Raw genomic sequence first — 26,640 nt, forward strand, 5'->3', positions numbered from 1 at the left:
GAAATCGCGATCTATCAAGGCGGTAAAACCGTCCCACAAATGAATTTGCAAATTGCCAGTGCTGCGGAAGAGAAAAGTTCAGTTTGCGAGGAGGCCGATCGCAATATGGCCAATATCCGAGATGTCACGGAGTTACTCATCGGCCAATCCGACCGATCTGCAAGGTCAGCAAAAAGCTAAACGTGATTGGAAACACTCAGCAATCGCTGATGAGTAATTTTCGAGTATGACAAAGACCGTCGCATCTAATTAGTCTGCTATGGAAGGAGTATCCGTGATGGATGCTGCCGCAGTAGCACTGCAACCCTTGCGCATGCTCACCTAACAAAGCACCTGTAATCACTACGCCCTTGCCAGTACTTAAGACTGCGGGCCGGATCCTCACCACCTCATGAAGACAATAGACTGAATAGGAGACGGTAATGCTTAGCCATGAGAGTCGGGGTTATTTGTTAGGGCTATTTGCCTACTTAGTTTGGGGGCTTTCGCCGCTCTTCTATAAACAACTGGCAAATATTCCGCCTTTCGAGATTGTAGGACAGAGAATTATTTGGTCTGCTGTTTTTGGTATTGCAGGTTTAATGGTTTGGCGCCAGGGCCATCGCCTCTCGGAATTTCGCGCAAATCCTAGCCGACTTTTCGTAATGGTACTTTGCGGATTACTGGTTAGTTCATCTCAAGTCATCTACATCTGGGCAGTAAACAATCATCAGGTTGTAGAAGCGAGCATGGGTTACTATATTTCACCACTTTTCAATGTGCTGATTGGCTCATTTCTGCTAAGAGAACGCCTTCGCGCGATCCAATGGCTTAGCGTCTTCCTTGCCGCAGTGGGTGTCGGTTCGCAAGTGTGGCATTACGGGGCAGTGCCGTGGATTTCCCTCTCCTTAGCTGGCTGTTTTTCTTTATACGGAGTAATTCGGAAGCAAGCCGGGGTACTCGCCTTGCCAGGCATGGCAATGGAAAACCTCTTGCTATGTCCGTTGGCCATGGCCTGGCTCGTCACCACTCCTGACTCAATCACTGGGAGCGCTCACTTCTGGGGTACCGGCGACGCTTGGTGGGCAGTGGCAGTTGGCCCATTCACGCTAATTCCATTGATATGCTTCCATGCGGCAGCTCAACGCGTGCCCTACGCCACACTAGGATTTCTGCAGTATTTGTCGCCCACCCTCATGCTTGTATTAGCTGTCACTGTCTTCCGCGAACCTCTGCTAAATACCACCTTGGTGGCGCTCAGCTTCATTTGGCTGGGGTTGGGGCTTTATAGCGTTGATCTCTGGTACTCATCACGTAACAAACCCCAACCCCAATCCATAAACAAGAAAGCAAGACTGACCGATTAGTCTTTTTTTTATTCTTTGCGGTATGATGTGTAAGCAGGGCGTGAGTTGAGGTGGTGTCGTACCCTCCTCAGCCCTAAGGTACTGCACACAAATCCGCCGCAGGTTAGCGGCTCACTTCCTGGCGAGGCGCGTCAAGCAGGCTTGTCGAGACAGAGGGTACTTTTTGAAATGTCCAGCGAAGAAGTTGTTTTAGAAGCGGTGAGGATTTCGGCACATAAACCACTTACCAGCGTGAGCCCATGCCCTGACTTTGAGCGAATCACTCGAATAATCAACAGTCGAGTCAGCTCTCTGGACGGACAAGACATCGGAAAGCTTTCGGACGTCTTGATTGACCTTAGGACTGGAAAAATAGCGTACGCAGTTCTTGCAGAAGGTGGTTTTTTTGGACGGTCGAACGTTCTCCACGCTGTCCCGTGGAGCGCACTCAAGTTCGATGGCGATGCAAAACTTTTCCACATAGCTGCCACAGCAGCGAGAGTTAGAGAGGACACAGGATTCCAGCAGGATGCTTGGCCGAATATTGAGGACAGGCAATGGGCACATTCGCTACATCGCTTCTACAACACAGCTCCTTATTGGGAGCCTGATGCTGGACATAGTTAAATGACTTCGCTCATACAAAAGTGAGATACATAAATTAGATTCCCGCAAAGGTGCGCGTTGCTCATCAATTGGGGAAGCTTTGTGTGTGGGCATACGAGAAAACCTCATCATTATCCTAATACAAAATAAATGGGCTATCGATGCAATCCAAAGAGAACGACCTCGTCAAAAAAGCTGCCCAACCACTCCTCACCGATCTGAATACATTGCTCTCTCTTCGAGAAAAACTCAGTGCACAAACTACTGCTGAGATCCGATTTGATGCTGCAACGAAGGCCATATATGCGTCTGAAGCCTCTAATTATCGGCAACTTCCTATCGGTGTAGTGATACCCAAGACTATTGACGACGTCGTTACTACGGTAAAGCTTTGCTCTGCGGCAGATTTACCAATTCTTCCGCGTGGGGCTGGAACGTCCATGTGCGGTCAAGCAGTAAACGCTGCGGTGATAATCGACGCCTCGAAATACCTAAACAGAATTACGTCCATCGATGCGGAACGTCGGTCAGCGGTTGTAGAGCCTGGTGTTATTTGCGACCAGTTAAAAAGTGCAGCTGCAGCCCATGGCTTAACTTTTGGCCCGGATCCAGGCACGCATAGCCGATGCACGTTGGGTGGGATGATCGGTAACAACTCCTGTGGTGCCCACTCCGTAATGGCAGGCAAGACGGTCGAAAACATCGAGAGACTTGAAATTCTGACTTACGATGGGGAACGGTTCTGGGTAGGGCCGACAGACGAAGCCACCTATCAGGAACACATCCGCGCTGGAGGCCGGCGGGCTGAAATCGTCAAATCGCTCAAAGCACTCATTGATCAAAACGAAGCTGAGATTCGCTCCGGCTTCCCTAAATTGAAACGCCGAGTTTCCGGATACAACCTCGATCAGCTCTTACCAGAAAATGGCTTCAACATCGCGAGGGCCCTGGTTGGCGTAGAGGGCACATGTGTAACGATCCTCCAAGCAGAGACTACGTTGATTAAAAACCCGACTCATCGGGTGCTCGTTGTGTATGGTTTCGATGAAATATTCCTAGCGGCAGACGCTGTTCCTCAGTTGTTACCTCTGAATCCAATTGCAATGGAAGGTTTAGATGAGGGAATTATTGGGGGGCTTAAAACCAGGGGGATGAAGCTGGCAGATATTGCAGAGCTTCCTGCTGGTCATGCTTGGCTAATGGTAGAGTTCGGTGCTACTTCTCATGAAGAAGCCATAGCGGCGGCTCAGAAAGCCGTCAACATCGCCGAGCAATTGCCGGGAACACCCCGCGTTCGCCTTATCACTGAAAGCTCGTTGATGAATCGTATCTGGACAATTCGGGAGACCGGTGCGTCCGCTACCTCACTCGGACTAGATCCAAATGAACCTGATCCAGTGGTGGGTTGGGAAGACGCTGCGGTAGAGCCAGAGCAGCTAGGCGCTTATTTGAGAGAGTTCTCGGCGCTGGTGGAAAGCTACGGCTATAAAACAAACCTGTACGGGCACTTTGGTGATGGCTGCATCCACTCTCGAATCACATTCAATCTAAAGACTGCCCAAGGGCTGACTCATTGGCGGGGTTTCCTGGATGAGGCTGCACGACTTGTCGTCAAGTACGGTGGATCCTTGTCTGGAGAGCACGGCGATGGACAAGCAAAAGGTGAATACCTTCACATCATGTATTCGCCGGCAATCATGCAAGCCTTCGGTGTTTTCAAACGGATATGGGATCCGAAAAATCGAATGAATCCGGGCAAGCTCATCGACGCGATGCCTGTTGATTCGAACCTGCGACTGGGCCCCGACTACCAACGAAAAAATGTCACTAGCTTGTTCACATACGATGCTCGCCTGGGCGACCAAGGCTTTGCGCGGGAAACTGAGCGCTGTATTGGCATGGGCAAATGCCGATCCCTAGAAGGGGGCACGATGTGCCCTAGCTATCGAGCAACCCGGGATGAAAGGTATTCCACTCGAGGCAGAGCTCGATTGTTTTTTGAACTTCTTCGCGGCGAAGTCATTCAAGACGGCTGGAGTAACACTCAAGTCAAGGACTCACTAGACCTCTGCTTAGGATGTAAGGGCTGCAAAACTGACTGCCCGACGAACGTGGATATTGCTCGTTATAAATCAGAGTTCCTTTCGAGATATTATGAAACCAACAGACGCCCGATCATGGACTCAATGATCGGGCGAATTTCTGAGTGGCTACCGGCCGCTACAAAGATAGCGCCGATCGCCAACTTTTTCATGGAAAATAGACTATTTCGCAAAATAGCATCAGGATTTGGCCTAGCTCCTGACGTTAATTTTCCTAAGATCGCGACTGGAAGTTTTCAAGCGGGTCACGTCGCTCAGCGGTTACTGGCGCAGCCTCATAAGCCAGAGAATAACGTAATTCTTTGGATTGACAGTTTCAATAATGGATTCACTCCAAAAGTGCTGGAAGCAGGAGTCGTAGTGTTGGAAAAGCTTGGCTTTTCGGTCAGCCTGATAAAGAAACAAACATGCTGCGGGCGTCCCTATTATGATGTGGGCATGCTCGATAAGGCGAAGTCGAATCTTGAGAAAATTCTTGAACAACTAAAAGAGCCTATCGAAAAACAGATACCGATCGTCGTCCTCGAACCAAGCTGCTTATCGGTGTTCAGAGACGAGATGCCTGGATTGTTCCCGAACGATGAACGAGCAACGCGCCTAAAAACTATGATCATGACACTCAGTGAGTTCATAGTAAGTAAAAATATTATATTGCCTGAGATAGAAGAAGATATTCGAATCCACGGGCATTGCCACCAAAAAAGTTGCGGCGGCATGAATGCTGAAGAGGCAGTGCTTAAAAATATCGGGGGCAAAGGCCAGTTAATTTCAGCAGGCTGTTGCGGCGTAGCCGGGGCTTACGGTTACCACGCTAAAAGCGCACCTGTAGCCAAGAAAATCGGGGAAGAAGAATTCAAACCTCATATCGACAAAATCCCCGTCAATGCTCATGTCGTAGCCGATGGATTCAGCTGCCGTGGGCAGATCAAAAACGTTGGCAATAGAGAGGCACTGCATTTTGCTGAACTTCTTGCTAGGGTATTGCCATAGCTAGCTGTTTCAGGGGGGGGGCCAACATCGCAAATGTACGTCAGGCCCCTTATGCCACATTGAAGTATTGCAAGTTACTCTTGCACCCTCTAAGGTTTACGCCTGCACGTAGCCGGTTAGCAGAACGCATTGCGCGCTTGCTGCAAGAACTACTGGAGTACAAGGATCGAAACATGAAATTTTTATTTCCCTTAGGCAAAGTTAGATGGGGCATGTTGAGTTTGATTTTTTGTGCCACGGCACTCAATTATATTGATCGAGCAGCCTTGGGCATAATGCAGCCTATTCTCAGCAAAAGCCTGAACTGGTCGACCATGGATTATGCGAATATAAATTTTTGGTTCCAGGCCGGCTATGCTGCTGGTTATTTTGCTCAGGGTACTTTCATCGACCGCTTCGGTGTAAAGAAGGTTTTTTTCCTAGCTGTATTATTGTGGAGCTTGGCTACAGGCCTTCATGGATTCGTCACAAGTGTTAGCGGCTTCATGATTTGTCGCCTGATTCTTGGCTTCACTGAGGCTGCCAACTACCCAGCGGGAGTCAAGATCTCGAGACTGTGGTTTCCGGCAAAAGAGCGTGCATTAGCAACTGGCTTATTTAATGCCGGAACTCATATTGGCGCCATGATCACCCCAATCCTACTGCCCATTTTACTAATCACTTGGGGATGGCAATCCGTATTTTTCACTCTAGCCGCGGTCGGAATTATTTGGTCGATTGTTTGGCTGAGGTTTTATAAAGACCCCGAAAGCCACCCTCAACTAAGCGCGCTCGAGAAGTCCCATATTCAAAGTGATAATGAACCCGAATTTGAAAGAGTGCCTATGCACAGAATTCTACGCATGCGAGGCACTTGGGCATTCGCAGTAGCATTTACATTAACTGCGCCAGTATTTTGGTTTTACCTCTACTGGCTGCCATCGTTCCTGAATCAGGAATACGCACTCGGAATAAGCGTCTCACAGATCGGTCTGCCACTTATCACTATATACTTGTCAGCTGACTTCGGAAGCATCGGCGGAGGCGTTGTATCTTCAAGCCTCATCAAACGAGGCATGCGGCCCGTAAACGCAAGATTACTGACGTTATCGTGTTGCACGATATTGGTTACTTCTATTCTGCTTGCTAACTCCCCGAACCTCTGGACATGTGTCTTTGCTATTGCTGTCGGTATCGCCGCAGGACAAGCATGGATTACAAATATCTACAGTTTAGTAATGGATTACACACCAAAGCATATGATTAGCACGGTCTTCGGGTTTGGGGGAATGTGCGCTGCGATTGGTGGCATGCTGATGACGCAAATAGTCGGGTATTTCTTAACAGAAACCAACAACAATTACCAAGCGCTATTCGCCGTGATACCAGGACTTTATGTGGTCGCTCTCGCCTGGCTATTCATTACTGCGCCAAGAGGCATTCAGACGCAAACTTCAGATAAAAGATGAAACTGACCCACTTCCTTAATACTATGGGGTCAAAGCCACGCGTATCATGGATGCATGAAATTTAAAATGACCCAACTCTATCATCTAACGAATAAGGGCAATCTGTCGATTGCCCTCGTCGTCAATTGTTTTGCTTTCTATTTGCGAACCGCGCACGAACACTATTGAATTCGTGTTCATTTCGATCTTTTAGACTTTGATAATATGCACGGCGACTAATACTGTAAGCTCCCTGTTGTTTAAGCTCCGCTAATGACTGAGCTATTTTCAATGCCATCGTATTGGGGTTTAAGATAGAAAAATCGCGAGGTTGTCCATCCAGGATTGATTTTTCATAAGAAGCTGAGATGATTGTGCAACCTAAAATTGCTAAATCGGCACCTGCCTCTTCCTTAATTTTATTTGCCGCCGCTACAGCATCCCGCGCTACACCTGTTGGATCCTGGATCATGTCGGTAACCCACCAGTCGATGCAATCCACCTTTCGACAGTGCGCATCTTCCCCATATAGCCTTACCAAGTCTCGGAGGTAGGGAACTGCTTTGTGATGATCAGTAACTAAAACGTATTCATGGCCATAGTAGGGTGCTAATTGCATCGCAGCTTCGAGTGGCCCAATCACTGGGATATCTACCAGTTCTCGAGCTACTCGAACACCCGGATCATAGCAACAACCAACAATTACCGCATCAAATCCCTCACGCTCAGCATCAATACAGCTTTCGTAAATAGCTTCCTCAATAAGATGCTTGTTATAGTAGTAGTCAATATTTTCCGGGCAATTTTTTGTATTGGTGACAAACAGTTCTGCCCCAGCGGCCAGATAAGGACTCATCGTTTCCATGATAAGATCATTATAAACATCAGTCCCAAAAGGGTTTATAAAGCAAATCTTTACACCCATGCTGCCACCTCCAAGCTTTATGATAACATGTCGATCTATTGAAAATTATCGTTATCGCTGAGCAACTTTCCAGTCTTTCGATACGTAATAGTTTTTCTGCTCTCTTGGTAGCCGCTGACCTTTGATAAGATCGGCTGCTTTCTCTCCAATCATAATGGTCGGCGCATTGGTATTGGAAGCGGTGACCTCAGGCATAACGGATGCATCAGCAATACGGAGGTTCTTAATGCCTCGGACTTTCAGATCTGAAGTTACAACCGCCATAGGATCATCTTCGCGCCCCATTCGACATGAGCATGATGGGTGATAGGCAGTCGCGACATTTTCACGAATCCAATTATCAAGCGCTTCATCGCTCTGTATTGATGCGCCAGGCTCCAGTTCGTCCGAACGAAGGGCATCAAAAGCGGGTTGGGCAACGATCTCACGCGTGAGTTTTATTGCATTGCGCAGTGCAACGAGATCACTCTCAGCGGATAAATAATTAAATTTTATTATTGGTTTATCCAGGGGGTTATTTGAGCGTATTGCTAACCAGCCTCGACTTTCCACACGCATTAAACTCATGTGAATCTGAAAACTGAAGCCCTTATAGGGGTTCAGCGTGTCGTTTTGAAAAGCTAGGGGCAGTAGCTCCAGCTTCAGATTGGGATATTCCACGCCTTCACTGGTTCGAAGGTAAGCCGCAGCTTCAAATTGATTACTCGCGGCTGCACCTGTCTTATTCAAGAACCATTCGATACCCACTAATTGTTTTTTTGGAAAACCGAGCACGGAGCCCAGTCCAGCAGCAGTTTTGCAGCGCCATTTAATGACCAGATCAGGATGATCCTGTAGATTCGCTCCAACACCTGGAAGCTCATGGAAAAGTTTGACTCCAGCTTTTTCAAGCACATCTGATGGCCCAATGCCTGACAGCTGAAGAAGCTGTGGAGAATTGAACGCGCCACCGCATAAGATGACTTCCCTTTTGGCCGAGACTTCCGTACTGACGTCTTTGCGGCGATACCTGATACCTTTGGCAGTTTTATCTCGTAGGATAATCTGTTCTGCTAAAGCTCCAGTGACGATATGCAGGTTTTTTCTTTTCCGAACTACTTTACTTAGAAATGCTCTAGCAGTGCTCCATCGACTGCCGTGGTAGATAGTGCATTCATTTGGCCCGAACCCTTCCTGTTGAAAGCCGTTTGAGTCAAGCGTTTGAGGGTATCCAGCTTGCTTACCCGCCTCCATGAATGCTCTATTTATTGGATCCGCCATTACATCAGGGCGAGTTACATATAACGGCCCGCTCTGCCCCCGGTAATCGTTGTTCCCACTGATACTGGTCTCAGACTTTTTAAAATACGGAAGGACATCCGTATATCCCCAATCTCGGCAACCATATTTATGCTGCCAATTTTCGTAATCGAGTGCGTGCCCACGCGTGTAAACCATTCCGTTGATCGAAGATGAGCCACCAAGCACCCGACCGCGTGGATGAGAAATTTGACGCCCACCAATTGTTTCATCTGGTGCAGATTCATATGCCCAGTTATAACGTTCACTCGTTATTAACTTCTCGATGGCTAACGGCATATCGATAGTCCAGCTTTTGTCTACTGGGCCAGCTTCTAACAGCAGTACAGATACCGAAGCATCCTCCGAAAGACGTGATGCAACCACGCTTCCGCAGGAACCTGCGCCGACAACGATGTAGTCGTACTCTTGCAGGGTTTTTGTTCTGATTCCCATTTACCTCTCCACCATTGCGCAACCCAGCAAGTATGCGTCTTCATTCGAGTGTCCATGCATCATCGTCTAGCGGTTGGTCGACCAGACGCTCGACTGTCGCCAAGCTCAACGCATCTTTCTCGAATAAATGGACTTCCATACCATCGGGAATTATTAAAAGACCTCTCGGTCAGTATGCCTAAACCGACGGTCAAATCAAGGCATTTATAGCTGTGAACTTCATTGCCGAGAGACCACGCCGCACCTGGAGGTTTAAACCTGTGGAATAGGTGAGATGAATCCTTGCATGCATTGTCGAACCTATCCATTAGCGTTACGCGATAGGAAACGGCCGCACGTGCGCAAGCTATACACAAATCTCGACAGCGTCGGTGTATTGGTTGCTGAAGGCGCCAATTTCGTAGCGTTGACTGGACAGTGCCCACAGGAGAGGTAGGAAGAAAGCATCCTTCCGAATAAATCGTTATAGATATATATATACGACTGCAGTGATCGGCTATCGAGCGGTATAGCCGCCATCGATAGTTAATGCACTCCCCGTGACAAAACTGCTTTCGTCAGAAGCTAAGTAGAGGCACGCAAAAGCTATATCGATAGGCATCGCCATCCGACCCAGTGGGTGCGCAGCCGCTGCGTCTTGTTTGGCTTTCTCCATATCTCCCCCACCTCGCTCGAGTTCATCTTCAGTCATCGGCGTCCATACGAACGCTGGATGAACTGAATTTACACGAATGCGATCGCTGGCTAGATCCATTGCATCATTACGTGTCATTGCTTTCACTGCACCTTTGGCAGCGTGATAAGGTGCTAGGCCGCCGAAGCCGATATCGGCGCAAATTGAACAAATATTCACAATACTTCCACCACCAGCGGCGCGCATGTGAGGGATGGAGTGTTTAGTCCCGAAAAGCACGCCTTTAGCATTGATAGACATTACTTTGTCCCAGTCCTCCTCTGTGACGTTCTCAGTACCGCTAAACGTATGAGTAATACCAGCATTATTAACTAAGACATCCAATCGACCAAATTTGGATATCACTTCACCGATAGCGCTGGAGACTGCTGATTGACAAGATACGTCTACTGGAAGAAAAAAGCAGCTTTGTCCTGCTATAGACAACTCCTCGGTGAGTTTAATTCCACCAGTGACATCCACATCGAACACCGCAACTTTCGCGCCCTCTTTTGCAAATAGCTGCACACATGCTTTTCCGATACCAGACGCACCGCCAGTTACGATACACACCTTTCCAGACAACCTAGCCATGTCAACGTTCCTCAAGATTTTTTAAATGCACAGTTGCTATTACGTGAAAAGTCGAACATGTCGATTGAGCAAATTTGACTCAAGTAACCAGCGCCGACAACTAAACCCGCTCCGAGTTATTAAACCACCACTCAACAGGTATGCCCTGTTGAGTGGTGAGTCATTAACTAAAGCTAGCGATAGCTTTACCCAACAGATCCTCGTTTGGCTCCACACCTAGACCAGGGAGATTTGGAGGTGTCATGAAACCATTTGACGCTCTAGCTCCTCTACCTGGCGCAGGGTCTACTGTGATAAGCTCCTGACAGCTCCAAGTGCCGATTAGTCGATTGCTTGGAATAGACTGTGCGAAATGAGCGGAAGCAGTATCATTAACTACAGTACCTGCCATGCACATGATAAGCATCTTTACATCGTAGCTCAGGCACAAATCCCGAATCGCTCGTGCTTTGGTTATACCACCGACGCGTGCGAGTTTGATGTTAACAATTTCGCAGCTACGATCAGTAAAAGCTCTTGCGAAGTCCTTCAAATCAACCAAGCATTCGTCTAAGCATAACGCCTGCCTTGTTTGGCTCCTAACATTCATGCACTGATCATAAGACATGCAAGGTTGTTCAAAGCACGCATCAACGTCACTCACGGAGTTCATAACACGAATGGCATCCATAGGCGCCCAACCCGTATTTGCATCGTAAATGAACGTCTCGTGCGGTAACCGCTTACCAGCAAACGCCCGAACAATGGACACATCAGTTTCATAATCATTGCCGACTTTGACAGAAAACCGCGTAACCCCTTGCGAACGCTTCCTTTCAAGATCTGCAAGCATTATCTCTAATGGGTTTACGTGAATTGCATAAGATAATGGAACATTGTGATCCTCTTTGCCGCCGAGCAATTCATACACTGGGAGATTACAAGCCTTACCAATGATATCCCACAGCGCATAGTCAATACCGGCCTTGGCGTAGATGTGGCCTGTCAGGACGGTGTCCATAAAACGATTGATCACCTCCGGACGCCGTGGATCCATGCCAATTAACTGCGGGGCTAACTCGGCTATAGCTGTCTGAACTCCACCGGGGAATGCTGGAAGATATGATGCGCCCCACGGGCATACTTCCCCCCACCCAGTAATGTTTTCATCAGTCTCAATTTTTATGAAAGTTGATTGAAACTGTCGAAACTCTCTACCGCGCGAAAGATGCTGAACTTGTGCCAAAGGCAAATCCAATGAGTACAAAGAAATACTTTTAATACGCATGACACTTCCCGCTATATTGGACGTTCATTAGTATAAAACTTACTGCTTTTCAACTTTGAAAATTTTTCCTGTAGCAATCGACGCAGATGAATCATCTACCGCGGTGATGAACATGGTCTTGTTGTCATCGGAGAACGCAATGTTAGTAGTGCCGCTCGAACCTGGCACTTCAATGACTTTCAACAATTCACCAGTGGAGGAGATTTTTAGAATTTTTCCACCGCCCCATTGAGCAACATATACATTGCCGTCCCGGTCGACTTCAATGCCATCCGGCCCAGTCCATGGATCAGTGTATTGCGTCGGGCTCAGAGCGCCTAGAACAGCGAAATTTTCCATATCTCCAAGCGTGCCGTCCTTGTTAACGGGGAATTTATACACAACATTACCAACTTCCGCACTTACATAGAGCGTTTTGTTATCGGGGGATAGACCAATACCGTTCGCGTAATTAATATGCTCGGCGACAACGCTCCAAGTTTTACTTTCAGGAGAAAACATGATGATTTTGCCGCTTACTTTCGACGGTAGTTTTGTGGCTTGCCCCCATAAAGTGGCATATACAGCGCCTGAATGCGCGGTAACCATGTCATTCACACCACCTGCTAATTTGTCCCCCTTCTTATCAGCATCCCATTGCCCAATTTTGTTCCCTTTAAGGTCAATCTCCATGATCGTCCCAGGATCGGCAGAACACGCAACAAACAGAGTCTTTGACGGTGTCAGAGTCAATCCTGTAGGGCCGCAGCCAGGGAATTCTTTAACGACTGAATTGTTTTTGCCGTCCCATTTATTAACCGTTTCCTTTGCCCAGGACACGTAATAGAGATCGTTTCCTACAATCTGTGGGCCTTCAACACCAATTACATCAGTTGCAACTACCTGCATATCTGCAGAAGCAATCCCACTAGCCAAGACCATAGCAGCAGACAACAAAGACAAACGCTTCATAGGTAACCTCAAAGTTCAAATAAATTGAAGAGACTAAATTACTCGACCCAGCGTGGCTCGCCAACTTCAGCAGACGCTGGGTTTCCGCCGTAGTTTTCTAAAGTTTTGGTAATGAATTTCTCGTCATGTAGGTCGAGGATTACTTTATCTACGGATTTTGCGAGTTGCTCATTATCTTTGGCCCATACAAATCCGACTTGGGCAGGCGATGCGGTGGACTTCATACGATCATCATACTCAACGACCTTAAACTGAAAATCTTTATACATACCGTTCTTTTGCGCATAGGCACCTACCGCATAACTGTCCATACCCACATCAAGTCTTCCGGAAGCCAGATCTTGAGCCAAGGCAACTGGCGTTGGATAAAGTGATAGTTTCTCACCAAAGATCTTCTTCAAATCCCCAACTTCGTTATAACCTTGAACCGTCCCTATTTTCAGCCCTTTCAGTTGATCAAGCTTGCTATACCCTTGTTTCGAAATAATCGCGAACTCGTCTAAATACAAAGGAGCAGACATTCCCACCGTTTGCGAACGTTTAACCGTACGGTACCATTGGGCAGAAGACAGATCCGCCTTATTGGAAACTACATACTGGATCGCTGCTGAAAAGTCAGTAATCTTGACATCTAACTTGAGACACTCGCGCTTCGCTACTTCAGTCAAAATATCCCCTTCAACGCCACTCGCAGAACCATCTTGGTGAGGCACTACGAAAGGTGGGAAATTTGGCATAGCAACGGTAAGCACTCCTGGCACCACAGTCTTGATTTTCTGTGCAGGTGTGCATTCAGCTTGCACATTGGCTGCAGCTGACAACAGCACAGTAATAAGTGCGACTGAACAGCTGAGTTGGCTTGAGTTTTTCATTTGCATTTTCCTATTATGAGAGTTGAAAAAAAGCAGCAGCTATTTTTCGTGCCTAGACAACATTTGTTCGAGCTTACCCACTAAGAGAGAAGCCGGCGCACATATAGCGATATATATTAGCGCTGCCAAGCTCAAAGCAGACATATACTTGAACGTCACGCTTCCTACCTCACTTGCCTTTGTTGCCAGTTCAGGTAACGCAATAGTGAAACATAGTGACGTTGACTGCAGCATAACTACACCGAACCCTAATAGCGAAGGCAACGCCACCTTCAATGCTTGGGGTAAAATCACAATCAATAGAGAATCTAAACGGCTCAACCCGAGTACATGAGTTGCTTCCTGCTGCCCTGCATGTACTGAATTTATTCCTGCCCTGATATATTCACTTGTGTACGCAGCCGTACACCAGGCAAATGCTACGGTTGAAGCAGAGAAAGATGTCAACATTACTTTCATTGCAGGAAGACCGTAGTAAATAAGTTGGAGCAAAATCAGTAACGGGGCTCCCCTGCCCAGCTCGACAAATAGAACGCTAATACCTCTCAATGTACGAGTCTTAGCTGAAAGCCCTAGCGCAGCCAGCAATCCTCCTGGAATGCCAACAAGTAAACTTATGACAGTCACTTCAACGCTAACTAAGAAACCGGAACTAAACTCAGGAAACCATTCAGCCCAATTCTGGAATATCTCGTTCATCGTGAAATCCTCCGGCGCAGATAGTTGTCCACAGCTCTAGTAATTATTCCGATAGTAAGACTTACCCCAAAATACACCAGGCCGAATACTGCGAAGACCTCCAACCCTTTAAATGTCTGCTGCGAAATACGGTGCGCTCCCTCCGCCAAATCTTGAACGCCAATAGTTGAAGCGATCGCTGTATCTTTCAGCAGCCCAATGGCATAGGCGCCCACTGATGGTAGAATTATTCTAGTAAGCTGAGGCACGAGCACGTCGAAAAACGTGCTAACGGGAGACAAGCCTAAAGTCCTACACGCCTCCCATTGCCCCGCTGGAATTGCCTTCAGCGCCCCGCGATAAATTTCAGAGAAGTTCGCAGCGGTGATTAGAGCAAGCCCGAGTGCCGCTGCTGAAAAAGGTGAGAAATTTATTGATAGACTTCCAAAACCAAAGAAAAGGATAAACAACCACACAATCGGTGGTATAGAACGGACAATGATCACCACAAAAGCGGCTGATATCCTCAAGCTTTTAGACTTACTTAGCTGTGCAGCGCAAATCGGAACACCGGCTACAGCGCCAAAGAATAGTGCTGTGGTTGTGAGGGCTAGGGAGACTGGCAACCCTTGTAGAATAGCGCCCCAAATCAGCTCGGCGGTAGTGGCCATTACCGATCCCTCACAGCTGAAAGAAACCGTTGAACGCGCTCATTTTCCGAATGACGCATAACACGCGAACTCGTGCCTTCTTCAATAATTCTGCCATCGGCCATGACAATCACGCGATTCGAAACATCCTCGGCGAAGCTCATTTCGTGAGTTACGATCATCATCGTCATTCCGTCTTGAGCCAGCTCTCGCATTACCGCCAAAACTTCCAAACCAACTTCTGGGTCGAGCGCTGATGTGGGCTCATCGAATAACATAATTTTTGGATCGAGAGCGAGCGCTCTGCAAATGGCTATTCGTTGTTGCTGACCACCTGAACAACGGGCGGGATATTGGCTCGCTTTTTGTTCCAGCCCTACTCGTTTTAGTAACGAAATTGCCCGCTCATTTGCTACTTCACTCGATCGCCCCAGAACTCTACGCTGGGCGAGTGTGATGTTCTCCAAAACAGTCAAATGGGGAAATAAATTGAATGACTGAAAAACCATCCCAAGATTGCTTTTAAAATGCTGCAAGGTCGCACGATTGGGGTCGATACCCCCTTTGATAGTCAATCCAGCTACTGTGACAGTTCCGGCTTCAGCAGGCTCAAGCTGATTTATACAGCGCAGAAGCGTACTTTTACCTGATCCGCTCGGCCCAATTACCGCAACTACCTCGCCAGGCTGGATAGACAGATTAACGTCCTTTAGAACCTGAACGGAGCCATAGTACTTGCTAAGCCCTACCGTTTCTATGACTGGGCTTGCCTTATAAATTTCCGGCTTCAATAGCTTGTCCAAGAACAATGTATTCTGCATTTCGCATTCCACCTGTTGAACTTCTTTCTCACGATGAATTCAAGGCACAACTTAAATATAACAGCAGGTATAAATACTGCCGTTAAATTCTATCCACGGCTCAACGTCTTCTGGCACACCAGCGTAAGTGGATATTCATGACCTAATGTAAACTCAGATCAATTTGTCATAAATCAATCCAGCTCTGAATAATGCTGCAAGAACCAGCGCGACGAAGGCTTTTAGCCGATCATCACTTTGATACATAACTATCGATGCAACGTCTGATCCTGGACACTATTTCGAAGGAAACGGAAAGAGTCGGCCAAGGAGCTACACAAGTCTTCCCAAGGGCGAAACACGGCGAGTAACGTACATCCGACACGATGGGAGCAGTTCTGGAGATGGGCAAACGCGTTCTTCAAGAGTTGGGGTGTAACTCTTGGGCGTTTGACGGCGACTAAGGCCGCTATATTTCTGTATTTGCGCATGATTCGTCCGTTCGTAGTTCTGCATTAGCAGGCATTTCTTATTTTTTATTCAGCTCCTGATCTAGACGGATGGCCGGCAGGCCTGATCAGCAGCAAGTGACTACGGTTAGGTACGTACAAAGCCTGGATGGCCTATTGGATCGACCTACAGGTCTTTTTTACATACCGCAGGGTCAGCATAACTGATTGGCCGATCAGATCAACACTTTTTCTACCTTTTTTTACAATTTTTCCGCTTGTCAAAATGACTCGCAGCACGACTCAAGGCTGAGCGAACTCTGGGGGAAGGTCAGAGAGATATCGAACACGCCGTTCATGCGAAGGCGAGATTTGATCCAAAGGGTCGTTGGGGGCATTTCCCCAACCTAGGTAGGTTGTGGCCGTTCTGGCTCGCGCCCCTAAGGACGAAATTGCTTTTCCACGAACGAGAGATCGATTCTGTTTTTATCGATCCTCGGCTATCCCGCTGCTTCTCGGAGGACATCACAGGTCTTTCTCCGTAAGCGAATTTTACTTCTCGATACAACGGTACAAACTATCTTTAAAAGAAGGGTTACAAGGCTGTCTGAATCTGTGGCCCGATGACTTCAGTCTGTCTTTCGCCAGATCGATGCCACGCTTTTCCGTGTTTTGAGTGCTCTCCTTGAACGCGTGCAAAAGGGAAGAGATCGTATGCGCTGCGCAAACTGCGGATTCGAGAATCCCTCCGGGGCCAGCTTCTGTGAAGCGTGCGGCGTTAGGTTGTCTCGCAGCTGTCCGCGCTGTGGCCACGAGGCGAGCTTTTCCGCCAAATTTTGCAGTGAATGCGGCGCGCCACTGACCGATGCGCCCACTGCGCCATCACCGCGCCCCAAGCCTGTTTCAGAGCCTTCTCCCGCGCCCATTCATTACACGCCCCACCACCTTGCCGAGCGCATCCGCGCCGAACAGGCGGCCATGGAAGCCCGGGGCGAGACCGCCGGTGAGCGAAAGACCGTCACGGCACTGTTTGCCGACATGGCCGGCTCCACGGCATTGATTCACGACCTTGATCCGGAAGAGGCACACCGCCTAATCGAGCCAATCGTCGCGCTGATGATGGAAGCCGTCCACCACTACGAAGGCTACGTCGCCAAAACGCTGGGCGATGGCATACTCGCGCTGTTCGGAGCCCCCATCGCCCATGAAGATCATCCGCAGCGGGCACTGTTTGCGGCACTGCGCATGCAGCAGGCGATGCGCCGACATAGCGATCGCATTCGGCTGGAGAAAGGTATTTCGCTGCAAATCCGCGTCGGCATCCATACCGGAGAGGTCGTCGTACGTTCGATCCGCACGGACAATTTGCACACTGATTACGATCCGGTTGGGAACACGATCCACATTGCCTCCCGGATGGAGGGCATCGCCGCACCCTCGTCGATCCTGGTGAGCGAGCCCACCTACAAGCTGGCGGAGGGTTATTTCGAATTCAAGGCCCTGGGGGCCGCCCAGGTCAAAGGCATTCCCCTGCCCCTCGTTGTGTACGAGCTGCAGGGGCTCGGTGCGTTGCGCACGCGCCTGCAACTTTCGGCACATCGCGGGCTGGCTAGGTTCGTCGGTCGCCAGATCGAGCTTGACCACCTGCATCAGGCGCTCGAGCAGTCCAAAGCGGGCCACAGTAAGGTCGTCGCGGTGGTAGGCGAGGCCGGAGTCGGGAAGTCACGGCTATTTCATGAGTTCAAGGAGCGCTCGCGGCGCGGCTGTTTGGTGCTGGAGACGTTCTCGGTGTCGCACGGCAAGGCCTTTGCCTATTTCCCGCTCATCGAGCTTCTGAACAACTATTTTCAGATCACCGCCCAGGACGACGAGCGGCGGTGCCGGGAAAAGGTCATGGGCAAGACGCTTACGCTTGAGCGCAGCTTCGAGGATCTCGTGCCCTACCTGCTCTATCTGCTGGGTATCGGCGAACGCAGTTCAGTGCTCGCGGAAATGGATCCGCAGATCCGACGCGATCGCACCTTCGACGCGATCACTCAACTGCTGGCACGCGAGAGCCGCAATCAGCCGATCGAGCTACTGTTCGAGGATTTGCAATGGCTGGACTGCGAGACCGAAGCATTCCTTGCGTACTTGATCAACCACTTGGCGAGCACCCCGATCCTGCTCCTCGTGAACTACCGGCCCGAGTATCAGCCCGTTTGGATGCGCGCGGGCCATTGCAGCCAACTGCGGCTCGAACCGCTGGGCCCGGTGGAAGCACAGGCGCTGCTCGCGACCCTGCTTGGGGACGATCCCTCCCTCACTCCCCTCAAACAGCTTGTCATGGATAAGACGGAGGGCAACCCGTTCTTCATGGAGGAAGTGGTGCAAACGCTGGTCGAGGAGAAACTGCTGCTTGGTGAGCCCGGTCAATATCGGATCGAGCAAACTCCGGCTGCGCTGCATATTCCCACCACCGTGCAGGGGGTACTCGCCGCCCGTATCGACCGGCTCCCCGTTGCGGAGAAGGAATTGCTGCAGACCCTCGCCGTTATCGGCAAGGAGTTTCCGTTCAGTCTCATCCAGTGCATCTGTGATGGGCAGGACGTTCGGATGGACAACGATTTGTGCAATCTGCTGGCCCGACTGGAGGCCGCAGACTTCATTTACCAACGGCCCGCATTTCCGGAGGTGGAGTATTCGTTCAAGCATGCGCTGACCCAAGAGGTCGCGGGACACTCGCTATTAACGGAGCGGCGTAGCGCGCTCCACGAGCGCACGGCGCAGGCCATCGAGGCACTGTTCCCCACTCGCATCGCGGATTACTGCAGCGAACTGGCGCATCACTACAGGCTGAGCGGCAATGTCCTGAAGGCCGTGGAATACCTGCACCGTACCGGGCAACAGGCCCTGCAGCATTCCGCCCATCTCGATGCAATGCGTCACCTCGGCGCGGCGCTGGAATTGCTCAAGCATTTGCCCGATACACCCGAACGTGCTCATCAGGAACTGACGTTGCTACTCGCTCAGGGGCCGGCCTTGATGGCGGTGCGAGGCTATGGTGCGCCCGAGGTAGCGACCACTTACACCCGCGCACTGGCGCTGTGCGCGCAAGTAGGTGACGACTCGCTTTTCCCTACGCTGCTGGGACTGTGGAGTTACTACGAGTTGCGTGCGGAATACTCCACTGCATGCGAACTGGCTGAACGATTACTCAGTATTGCGCAAACTGCGCAGGATCCGGATTTGCTCGTGGATGCCCATGCGTCACTCGGAGAGACATTGTTCTTCCAAGGTGATCTGCGCAATGCCCATGACCATCAGGAGCAGGCGCGTGCCCTCTACATCCCAGACCGGCATCGCATACATGCCATTACGTACGGTGTGGATCCGGGCTACGCCCTGTCATTTTCGGCCTGGAGTCTTTGGTACTTGGGTTTTCCCGATCAAGCAAGCACGCGCAGTCGGGATACCCTTGCTCTGGACAAGTTGTCCCACCCGATTAGTTTGGCCTTCACCCTATCCGCTACGTCGATACTCGCGCAGTTTCGCCACGACGTACAACTCGCCGAAGAGTGTGCAGATGCCGCCATCAAGCTTTCACTCGAACGAGGGTTTCCGTTCTATTTGGCATGGGGGAATATGCTTCAAGGTTGGGCTCGCACCGAGCAAGGAAACATTGACGAGGGCATCGCTCAGATAACCCAAGGTATCGCCACTTACCAGGCAGCCGGAGCAGGAGTTGGATGTTCATATTTTCTGGCCCTGCTGGCCACAGCTCAAGGGCGCGCCGGGGAACCCCAGGCAGGATTGGATGCCGTGACCGACGCTCTGACTATGGTGAACAGAACAGGCGAACACTTTTACGAAGCAGAGTTGTACCGCCTCAAGGGCGCTCTTACCCTGCAATGTCCGGGAGAAGATCGACAGGATTCTTCCGTGCGGCAAAAAGCGGAAGCATGCTTTCACAAGGCGATCTCAATCGCTCGACAACAAGGGGCAAAGTCACTCGAGCTACGCGCCACAGTGAGCCTTGCTCAGTTATGGGCAACGCGAGACAAAGAGGCGGCCAGGCAAATGCTGGCCGACATTCACAGCTTTTTCACCGAAGGCTTCGAAAGCGTCGATTTGCTACAAGCCAAGGCGCTGCTCGATGCATGGGCGTCAAGCGAGGGGTGAGCGATTGATGACTCGGGGCAGTGACGAGCGCAAGTCGGTCGTGCTGGCTTTACAGGGCGGCGGGATGCACGGTGCGTTCACCTGGGGCGTGCTCGATCGGTTGCTCGAGGACGGCAGGCTTGCCATTGAAGGGGTCAGCGCAACCAGTGCCGGCGCGATGAATGCCGCTGTGCTGGCCTACGGCATGCTGCAAGATGGTGACGTCGGCGCACGCCAGGCGCTGCACGATTTCTGGTACGCCGTAGCGAAGTCCGCTGAGCGTTACAACCCATTGCGCTGGATGCCATGGCTGAAAGGGACGCACAGCTTCGGGCTGGACTATTCGCCCATGTATACGTTCGCGGACATGACGCTTCGTATCTTCTCGCCTTACCAGTTCAATCGCCGCAACTTGAGTCCGCTACGGGAGGTGCTGGAGAGGCAGGTAGATTTTGCCGCCTTGCGAAGCCAATGCCCGTTCCACCTCTATCTGTGCGCGACCAATGTCGAGACGGGGAAGATACGCATTTTCACGGGCGAGGACATCTGCGCTGAAGCGGTGCTTGCTTCGGCCTGTGTGCCGACATTGTTCCAGGCGGTCACGATTGACGGGCAGAACTACTGGGATGGCGGCTATATGGGCAACCCGGCCATTTTTCCGTTGATCTACCACTGCAATACGCGCGATGTGGTGATCGTCCACATCAACCCGCTCGTCCGCCCTGGGGTACCCATTACCGCTGCCGACATTCTCAATCGTATCAGTGAAATCAGCTTCAACTCGTCGCTGATGCGCGAACTGCGTACCATCGCTTTTGTCACCGACCTCATTCAGCAAGGTAAGCTCGATCGCAACGAGATGAAGGAGATGCTGATCCACTCCATTAAGTCTGACGAGGCGATGTGCGCGCTCAGTGTGTCCAGCAAGTACAACGCGGACTGGGACTTCCTTTGCGGACTGCGCGACAACGGACGCCGCGAGGCCGAGGCGTGGCTCACGGAGAACTACCGGAATATTGGCGAACGGTCGACTATCGACATCCGAAAAGAATTCCTTTGAATGCCGCCATAGGACAGGAAAGGTGATTGGCGTTGGCATGAACGCTCGCTCTATGGGTGCGGTGTAGCACGCATGAGTGCTGCACGGTGTGACCGCCCACTACGGCAACGCCAGATCCAATGTCCCTCAATCTGCTACAAAAAAAAGGCCCCTGCGTCCGATCATCAGGAAGACTACCTCGGGCAATAATCCAGGCCTAAGCTCTACTCGACGGCGATACGCAAGATAGGACAGCAAAAGCTTCTTTGCCGGTACCGGTTTCGCCCTGCAAAAACACCGGAACGTCACGCTCCAAAACACGTAATGCGCGAGCAAAGCCGCGTTGCAGGCGTGGGTCTTCCAGGCACACACGCATGTCGTTGATTTTGGGAGTCGCGGGAATGACCAAGGGCGCCCGGTGCACGGGTTCTCGCAACTGCCCGTAGAACTGTCGTCCGTCCAGCAGCCGCACGGGCCAACAGACACTCGGTTGGGCGCTGGCCTGGCTCATCAGCTGCTCAATAGGTGTTTCCAACAGCATTGTTAGAGACTGGCCGATCACTTGATCAGGGCTGAGGCCCAACAGATCCAGCGCAGCATGGTTGACTGAGCAAATACGGGCACTCTCGTCAAAACTGAGCAGACCTTCACCCAGCAGTCCAACGAAGCCTGCCTCAGGGTGGAAGCGCAGCAAATATCGCTGCGGATCATGCCCCAGGAAAAAACATCTCTCTATTAACTTGGCTGACAGGTTGGTCAATGCCATGGCCTGGAAGTGTTGCTGAAGGCTGTGGTCATCCCTTACGGAAGAGAGATTGAGCACGGCCAGCAACTCTCCACTCGCATCGAATATCGGGCTCGCCGAACAGCTCAGACCGACGTGCTTGCCACGGAAATGTTCATCACGACGGATGGTTACGTGCTTTCGCTCGACCAGGCAGGTGCCGACACCGTTGGTGTCTTCGCAATCTTCACTCCATACCGAGCCGAGCCACAGTCCGGAACGCTGAAATTCGGCTCGTTCGGATTCGTTAAACACACTGTCGATCGCCACACCGCGAGCATCGGTGAGTAGCACCACGTGGCCATCCCGTCCGAGCTGTTGGTGCAGGTTGCTCATCTGCTAGTGCGCCACAGCGATGATGTGTTCCAGTGGCGCGCGGTGATCCTGCAAGCGTGGATGCTCAACCACGTTAGGTGCGCGGCGACTGGCAGGATCGAGCTGATACTGATCCAGGCACCGGCGCCAGGATCGTGTGATGGCACGGTCAGTAACAGGGCCGTGGTTGGCGTCAGTACCCTGCACTGCTTGCAGCACTTGTTGTGCATGGGCGTTGATCAAGGCCGGCTTCATTATTCTTGTTCTCCGTTACGGTTAGGACACGGGTCTGTTCACAGCTTATATGAAAAGATCGCAACCAGCGCTTTTTGCACCGAGTGACACTCTGTCATCCACCCTTTCCAGATTCGAGACAGATCTGCCAATCCAAGCCTGAGCGACACCGCAGCAGCCGCTCTGCAATGGGGTTTTCGGGAAGGTGGCCCGAGCCTTGCCCTGGGGCAAGTTGTACAAAAACAACAAGATCGGAGAAGCCCCATGAACATCGCTGTTGAAACACCTCTGCACACGCCAACTGCTCAGCTCGCGGTTTGGGTCGAAAACCTCGGCGAGCGTCTCGCCCAACGTGATGTGGACGGCGTACTGGAACTGTTTGCCGAAGAGTGTCACTGGCGTGACCTACTACTTTTCAGCTGGAACTTAGTGACCTTGGAAGGCAAGCCTGCCATCCGAGACATGCTCGAAACACGCCTCGACCAGACTCGTCCTGAGCGATGGAAACTGGAAGGTGAGGCGACGCTGAATAACGGTGTGCTCGAAGGTTGGATCAGCCTGGAAACCGATACGGCACGAGGTAAAGGCTACGTGCGTCTAAAGGAGGGCCTGTGCTGGACGCTGTTGACGACCATGCGCGAGCTCAAAGGCTTTGAAGAACCCAGCGGCCGCCGTCGTCCAATGGGTGCCAGTCATGGCCAGGCCCACGCCGACAAACGCAACTGGCTGGAGCGCCGTCGCGATGAAGAAGCTTCGCTAGGCATCACCACCCAACCTTACTGCCTGATCGTGGGTGGCGGCCAGGGTGGGCTGGGGCTTGCTGCGCGGCTCAAGCGAATGGGCGTGCCAACTCTGATCGTCGACAAGGCCGAGCGTCCTGGTGATCAGTGGCGCGGTCGCTACAAGTCGCTGTGCCTGCACGACCCTGTCTGGTACGACCATATGCCTTACCTGCCCTTCCCCGATCACTGGCCAGTCTTCACTCCAAAAGACCAGATTGGCGACTGGCTGGAAATGTACACCAAAGTCATGGAGCTCAATTATTAGCCACGTACAGAATGCGTGAGCGCCAGTTTTGACGAGAAAAGTGGCACCTGGAAGGTTGAAGTGCAGCGCGAGGGCGAGCGTGTGACTTTACAGCCTACCCAGTTGATCCTCGCCACCGGAATGTCTGGCGTACCCAATGTTCCCAGTTATCCGGGTGCCGAGGTTTTCAATGGCCAGCAGCATCATTCCAGCCGCCATCCCGGCGGAGACGCCTGGAGCGGCAAGCGCGCGGTGGTCATCGGTGCGAACAATTCAGCTCACGATATCTGCGCCGACTTGGTGGAGAACGGTGCCGAAGTGACCATGGTGCAAAGCTCCAGCACCCACATCGTGCGCTCCGACAGTTTGATGGATCTCGTCTTCGGCGGGCTCTACTCTGAAGACGCCCTGGAGACGGGGTTGACCACAGACAAGGCCGACATGCTGTTCGCCTCGATCCCCTACAAGGTTATGCCAAGCTTTCATCAACCCGTCTTTGACGCGATCAAGCAGCGTGACAAGGACTTTTACGAACGCTTGGCCAAGGCCGGCTTCATGCTCGATTTCGGTGACGACGAGTCTGGCCTTTTTATGAAGTATGTACGTCGTGGTTCTGGTTACTACATCGACGTCGGCGCCTCCGAACTGATCGCTAACGACACGATCAAGCTCAAGAGCGCGCCTGGCCTGGGTGTCGAACGCATCGAAGCAGATGCCGTCGTATTCAACGATGGCAGCTGACTACCGGCAGACCTGATCGTCTACGCCACGGGCTATGGCTCAATGAATGGTTGGGCGGCGAAGCTAATTTCCCAGGAAGTAGCTGACAAGGTCGGCCGCTGCTGGGGCTTGGGTTCTGGAACCACGAATGACCCTGGCCCGTACGAGGGCGAACTGCGGAACATGTGGAAGCCAACACAGCAGAAAAACCTCTGGTTCCACGGTGGCAACCTGCATCAGTCACGGCATTATTCGCTGTATCTGGCGCTGCAGTTAAAAGCGCGCTTCGAAGGCATCGACACATCCGTCTATGGCCTTGCCGAGAGTCCCCACCCTGGCTGAGTCAAATGGCGCCCAGCCGTGGTTGGGCGCCTCTTCACAATGCCCCGGATGCAGCCTACCTGCATCTTCAAATGCCAGCGATTTTCTCTACCAAGCAGGGATAATTCGTCCGGAAAAACGGCACTGTCGGGGCTCTTGAAATCTGGCAGCGCTACGCGGATGGTAGCGGCAGTAACATGAGCAGCCCTCATCACCCCGAACCTCCACCGCCTAGGTCGACGAAATACGAATCCCTCAAACGCCCCACGTACATCGTGCATCTCAAGTAGAAAGGCACCATGCGCTGTCATAAATTGTCTCAGCTCAGTCCTGCATGCTTGTTGAAATCATGGAGTCTTAACGATACTTGTAGGGCACCATTCTTCAGCAGGGAACGCACCATGCACCCAAGATTCAGAGTCATCGAAACCACAGGAATGGAAGATGGCAGTAAGCGATACAGGGTCGTTGATCTTGTCGAGGGAGGCTCAGCTAGCAAGCATGGCGTGTTCAAGATCAGGGCAGAGGCAGATGTTGTTTGTTCGCGCCTGAATGCCGAGCATCCACGTCAGAGGGGTGTAGGTCATGCTTCCGCGAGCTCCTGATCCACTCGTTTCGAAAACCGGGCGCCTGATGACTATGCGGGAGTGAATGCCTATAGCGCAGTCACGGATTCCCGTTCCGAAAGGACGCCTTGAAGCCGCTCAAGGTTAAGCAGCTGACACTCTCCCTCGGCCTCTTCTCGGGTCTGATAGGTAGTCTTCAGCCGAAGCTTCTCCTCATTGTCATAGAGGTTGAAGCCTATAGGTGCAGTCTGACAATAGAAGCGCGATCCGTTTCGCATTGATCCCGTTTCCGTTGGGATTGCAGGGACAACAACAAATCTCGAAATCATCTTCACGCCCTCTCCAAGCACCTCCTCACTATTAGCGGCTATGAGCCACTACAGCAAGCAGTCATCAACAGTTTCCGATGACAAGTACAAGCGGCCCAGGAACGGTTCGCAACATCGCAAAAAGCTGATGTGATGTGCTCTGCCCTACTGGAAAGATCCTCAAGTCCTAAAAATTCTCGTGCTGCTACGCTGATCTCTTCCACGGAGGATTCGCGATGCCAAACTCAGACCTGCTCCCTTCCCTGCTATTCAAGATCAATCAAAACCAGCTCGCCCTTGAGGCCGCCATCATGGAGCTCACGCTATGGGTCGAGCAGCGTGGATCGGGTGAGGTTGGAGGCAATGTGCGTGATGCGCGCTGGAAACAATCAGCAAGAATGAGGAGTTCATCACCATGACTCTAGCTGTGCTAATGGCACCGGAGTGATCTACCCCATGATCCGTATGCCTACCTGAAGGACGTTCTCACTCGCCTACCGCCGCAGCGCGGGAGTGAAATTACCGCGACGACCTCCGAGGAGTGACCATGTACGACTATGCAATCCGCTTCGAGGAAGACAGTGCTCCAGGACTTGCAATGTTCTGCCGCGACTTTCCAGAGCTGAACAGCTATGGCGATGATCGGGAGAGCGCAGTCAGCGAAGCCCTGGACGCGATCGGGACAACCCTATCCATTTACGTCGATCAGCGACGAGTCATACCAGAAGCATCTGCGCCGGAGGCTGGTGAGCATGTAGTCCGCTTGCCAGCGGTAACCGTGGCGAAGATCGCGCTATGGAACGCCATGATGGAGCGAGGTATGCGCAAGGCTGACTTGTGCCGGTTGCTCGGCTTGCACCAGGCCCAGGGTGATCGCCTAGTGGACTTTATACACACCTCAAAAATTGAACAATTAGAAGCAGCTTTGAAGCTTTTGACTTGCGCCTCTCGGTAACCGTGCAGCCGTGCCACATCCGCTACGAGGTCAAATACACCCAGAATGGAGAGCGCCAGAGCTTCGAGTGCTTGAACAACGTCAGGCTCTCTGACGATCACGCGTGGGCCGTTGTGCTGAGCAATCTCAAACTACCAATCCCACAACAGCCAGAAGGTCAGACACCAGAAGAGGTGTGCCGAGCGCATG

Annotated in this window: 18 protein-coding genes and 3 pseudogenes; 10 read left to right on the plus strand and 11 right to left on the minus strand. The window is 51.4% G+C overall.

Annotated features, from left to right (window positions below; genetic code table 11):
- Window positions 1-30: 30 nt before the first annotated feature.
- The 5 genes and pseudogenes from ACN1C3_RS16655 to ACN1C3_RS16675 all read left to right on the plus strand — a co-directional run.
- A pseudogene (locus ACN1C3_RS16655) lies at window positions 31-230 on the plus strand (hypothetical protein); the annotation flags it as partial.
- Window positions 231-422: 192 nt separating this feature from the next.
- Complete coding sequence (rarD, locus tag ACN1C3_RS16660) at window positions 423-1,346, plus strand: EamA family transporter RarD (protein WP_419116865.1); 924 nt, start codon at window positions 423-425, stop codon at window positions 1,344-1,346.
- A gap of 168 nt (window positions 1,347-1,514) precedes the next feature.
- Window positions 1,515-1,952 (plus strand): PRC-barrel domain-containing protein, encoded by a 438-nt coding sequence (locus tag ACN1C3_RS16665; RefSeq protein ID WP_419116866.1) that lies wholly within the window; start codon window positions 1,515-1,517, stop codon window positions 1,950-1,952.
- 140 nt (window positions 1,953-2,092) lie between these two features.
- On the plus strand, window positions 2,093-5,023 hold the full coding sequence (locus tag ACN1C3_RS16670) for an FAD-binding and (Fe-S)-binding domain-containing protein (protein WP_419116867.1): 2,931 nt from the start codon (window positions 2,093-2,095) through the stop codon (window positions 5,021-5,023).
- A 173-nt stretch (window positions 5,024-5,196) separates the two neighbouring features.
- Window positions 5,197-6,471, plus strand: coding sequence for an MFS transporter (locus ACN1C3_RS16675; protein ID WP_419116868.1), 1,275 nt, complete (start codon window positions 5,197-5,199; stop codon window positions 6,469-6,471).
- A 121-nt stretch (window positions 6,472-6,592) separates the two neighbouring features.
- Here the strand turns inward: ACN1C3_RS16675 and ACN1C3_RS16680 are convergent, their stop codons facing one another.
- The 9 genes from ACN1C3_RS16680 to ACN1C3_RS16720 form a co-directional block, all read right to left on the minus strand.
- Entirely contained in the window at window positions 6,593-7,375 is a 783-nt protein-coding gene (locus ACN1C3_RS16680; RefSeq protein WP_419116869.1) for an aspartate/glutamate racemase family protein, read from the minus strand.
- A gap of 51 nt (window positions 7,376-7,426) precedes the next feature.
- Window positions 7,427-9,109, minus strand: a complete 1,683-nt coding sequence (locus tag ACN1C3_RS16685; RefSeq protein WP_419116870.1) for a choline dehydrogenase — start codon at window positions 9,107-9,109, stop codon at window positions 7,427-7,429.
- A 496-nt stretch (window positions 9,110-9,605) separates the two neighbouring features.
- A complete protein-coding gene (locus ACN1C3_RS16690; protein ID WP_419116871.1) occupies window positions 9,606-10,376 on the minus strand; it encodes an SDR family NAD(P)-dependent oxidoreductase in 771 nt (256 codons plus the stop codon).
- 163 nt (window positions 10,377-10,539) lie between these two features.
- A complete protein-coding gene (locus tag ACN1C3_RS16695) occupies window positions 10,540-11,643 on the minus strand; it encodes a mandelate racemase/muconate lactonizing enzyme family protein (protein ID WP_419116872.1) in 1,104 nt (367 codons plus the stop codon).
- A 39-nt stretch (window positions 11,644-11,682) separates the two neighbouring features.
- On the minus strand, window positions 11,683-12,594 hold the full coding sequence (locus ACN1C3_RS16700) for an SMP-30/gluconolactonase/LRE family protein (RefSeq protein ID WP_419116873.1): 912 nt from the start codon (window positions 12,592-12,594) through the stop codon (window positions 11,683-11,685).
- A gap of 38 nt (window positions 12,595-12,632) precedes the next feature.
- Window positions 12,633-13,466, minus strand: coding sequence for a substrate-binding periplasmic protein (locus tag ACN1C3_RS16705; RefSeq protein WP_419116874.1), 834 nt, complete (start codon window positions 13,464-13,466; stop codon window positions 12,633-12,635).
- Window positions 13,467-13,505: 39 nt separating this feature from the next.
- Complete coding sequence (locus ACN1C3_RS16710) at window positions 13,506-14,165, minus strand: amino acid ABC transporter permease (protein ID WP_419116875.1); 660 nt, start codon at window positions 14,163-14,165, stop codon at window positions 13,506-13,508.
- Complete coding sequence (locus tag ACN1C3_RS16715; RefSeq protein WP_419116876.1) at window positions 14,162-14,815, minus strand: amino acid ABC transporter permease; 654 nt, start codon at window positions 14,813-14,815, stop codon at window positions 14,162-14,164. The genes ACN1C3_RS16710 and ACN1C3_RS16715 overlap by 4 nt, the downstream gene beginning before the upstream one ends.
- Window positions 14,815-15,615 (minus strand): amino acid ABC transporter ATP-binding protein, encoded by an 801-nt coding sequence (locus ACN1C3_RS16720; protein WP_419116877.1) that lies wholly within the window; start codon window positions 15,613-15,615, stop codon window positions 14,815-14,817. Before ACN1C3_RS16720 ends, ACN1C3_RS16715 begins: the two co-directional genes overlap by 1 nt.
- 1,142 nt (window positions 15,616-16,757) lie before the next feature.
- Between ACN1C3_RS16720 and ACN1C3_RS16725 the strand changes: the two genes are divergently transcribed.
- Both ACN1C3_RS16725 and ACN1C3_RS16730 read left to right on the plus strand, forming a co-directional pair.
- Window positions 16,758-20,204 (plus strand): adenylate/guanylate cyclase domain-containing protein, encoded by a 3,447-nt coding sequence (locus ACN1C3_RS16725; protein WP_419116878.1) that lies wholly within the window; start codon window positions 16,758-16,760, stop codon window positions 20,202-20,204.
- A 7-nt stretch (window positions 20,205-20,211) separates the two neighbouring features.
- Window positions 20,212-21,243, plus strand: coding sequence for a patatin-like phospholipase family protein (locus tag ACN1C3_RS16730; protein WP_419116879.1), 1,032 nt, complete (start codon window positions 20,212-20,214; stop codon window positions 21,241-21,243).
- A gap of 196 nt (window positions 21,244-21,439) precedes the next feature.
- Here ACN1C3_RS16730 and ACN1C3_RS16735 read toward each other — a convergent pair whose 3' ends face one another.
- Both ACN1C3_RS16735 and ACN1C3_RS16740 read right to left on the minus strand, forming a co-directional pair.
- Window positions 21,440-22,342, minus strand: a complete 903-nt coding sequence (locus tag ACN1C3_RS16735; protein ID WP_419116880.1) for a sigma-54-dependent Fis family transcriptional regulator — start codon at window positions 22,340-22,342, stop codon at window positions 21,440-21,442.
- Between the two features lie 3 nt (window positions 22,343-22,345).
- Window positions 22,346-22,576: a hypothetical protein gene (locus ACN1C3_RS16740; protein ID WP_419116881.1), complete on the minus strand. Its 231-nt coding sequence runs from the start codon at window positions 22,574-22,576 to the stop codon at window positions 22,346-22,348.
- A gap of 243 nt (window positions 22,577-22,819) precedes the next feature.
- Between ACN1C3_RS16740 and ACN1C3_RS16745 the strand changes: the two are divergent.
- The 3 genes and pseudogenes from ACN1C3_RS16745 to ACN1C3_RS16755 all read left to right on the plus strand — a co-directional run bounded on the left by ACN1C3_RS16745 (window position 22,820) and on the right by ACN1C3_RS16755 (window position 26,451).
- Window positions 22,820-24,643, plus strand: a pseudogene (locus tag ACN1C3_RS16745) (NAD(P)-binding domain-containing protein).
- A 1,089-nt stretch (window positions 24,644-25,732) separates the two neighbouring features.
- Window positions 25,733-25,944: pseudogene (locus tag ACN1C3_RS16750) on the plus strand (hypothetical protein).
- A gap of 99 nt (window positions 25,945-26,043) precedes the next feature.
- The gene (locus tag ACN1C3_RS16755) at window positions 26,044-26,451 is read left to right on the plus strand and encodes a type II toxin-antitoxin system HicB family antitoxin (RefSeq protein WP_419116882.1); all 408 of its coding nucleotides are present in this window, start codon (window positions 26,044-26,046) and stop codon (window positions 26,449-26,451) included.
- The last annotated feature ends 189 nt before the right edge of the window (window positions 26,452-26,640 follow it).

It is taken from the genome of Pseudomonas sp. H11T01 (assembly GCF_048515765.1).
In the GTDB taxonomy this organism is placed as follows: domain Bacteria; phylum Pseudomonadota; class Gammaproteobacteria; order Pseudomonadales; family Pseudomonadaceae; genus Aquipseudomonas.

Excerpts from the sequence above, each read along its gene's own strand:
- rarD (WP_419116865.1), top strand. The coding sequence starts at position 423 with ATGCTTAGCCATGAGAGTCGGGGTTATTTGTTAGGGCTATTTGCCTAC.
- ACN1C3_RS16665 (WP_419116866.1), top strand. The coding sequence starts at position 1,515 with ATGTCCAGCGAAGAAGTTGTTTTAGAAGCGGTGAGGATTTCGGCACAT.
- ACN1C3_RS16670 (WP_419116867.1), top strand. The coding sequence starts at position 2,093 with ATGCAATCCAAAGAGAACGACCTCGTCAAAAAAGCTGCCCAACCACTC.
- ACN1C3_RS16675 (WP_419116868.1), top strand. The coding sequence starts at position 5,197 with ATGAAATTTTTATTTCCCTTAGGCAAAGTTAGATGGGGCATGTTGAGT.
- ACN1C3_RS16680 (WP_419116869.1), bottom strand. The coding sequence starts at position 7,375 with ATGGGTGTAAAGATTTGCTTTATAAACCCTTTTGGGACTGATGTTTAT.
- ACN1C3_RS16685 (WP_419116870.1), bottom strand. The coding sequence starts at position 9,109 with ATGGGAATCAGAACAAAAACCCTGCAAGAGTACGACTACATCGTTGTC.
- ACN1C3_RS16690 (WP_419116871.1), bottom strand. The coding sequence starts at position 10,376 with ATGGCTAGGTTGTCTGGAAAGGTGTGTATCGTAACTGGCGGTGCGTCT.
- ACN1C3_RS16695 (WP_419116872.1), bottom strand. The coding sequence starts at position 11,643 with ATGCGTATTAAAAGTATTTCTTTGTACTCATTGGATTTGCCTTTGGCA.
- ACN1C3_RS16700 (WP_419116873.1), bottom strand. The coding sequence starts at position 12,594 with ATGAAGCGTTTGTCTTTGTTGTCTGCTGCTATGGTCTTGGCTAGTGGG.
- ACN1C3_RS16705 (WP_419116874.1), bottom strand. The coding sequence starts at position 13,466 with ATGAAAAACTCAAGCCAACTCAGCTGTTCAGTCGCACTTATTACTGTG.
- ACN1C3_RS16710 (WP_419116875.1), bottom strand. The coding sequence starts at position 14,165 with ATGAACGAGATATTCCAGAATTGGGCTGAATGGTTTCCTGAGTTTAGT.
- ACN1C3_RS16715 (WP_419116876.1), bottom strand. The coding sequence starts at position 14,815 with ATGGCCACTACCGCCGAGCTGATTTGGGGCGCTATTCTACAAGGGTTG.
- ACN1C3_RS16720 (WP_419116877.1), bottom strand. The coding sequence starts at position 15,615 with ATGCAGAATACATTGTTCTTGGACAAGCTATTGAAGCCGGAAATTTAT.
- ACN1C3_RS16725 (WP_419116878.1), top strand. The coding sequence starts at position 16,758 with ATGCGCTGCGCAAACTGCGGATTCGAGAATCCCTCCGGGGCCAGCTTC.
- ACN1C3_RS16730 (WP_419116879.1), top strand. The coding sequence starts at position 20,212 with ATGACTCGGGGCAGTGACGAGCGCAAGTCGGTCGTGCTGGCTTTACAG.
- ACN1C3_RS16735 (WP_419116880.1), bottom strand. The coding sequence starts at position 22,342 with ATGAGCAACCTGCACCAACAGCTCGGACGGGATGGCCACGTGGTGCTA.
- ACN1C3_RS16740 (WP_419116881.1), bottom strand. The coding sequence starts at position 22,576 with ATGAAGCCGGCCTTGATCAACGCCCATGCACAACAAGTGCTGCAAGCA.
- ACN1C3_RS16755 (WP_419116882.1), top strand. The coding sequence starts at position 26,044 with ATGTACGACTATGCAATCCGCTTCGAGGAAGACAGTGCTCCAGGACTT.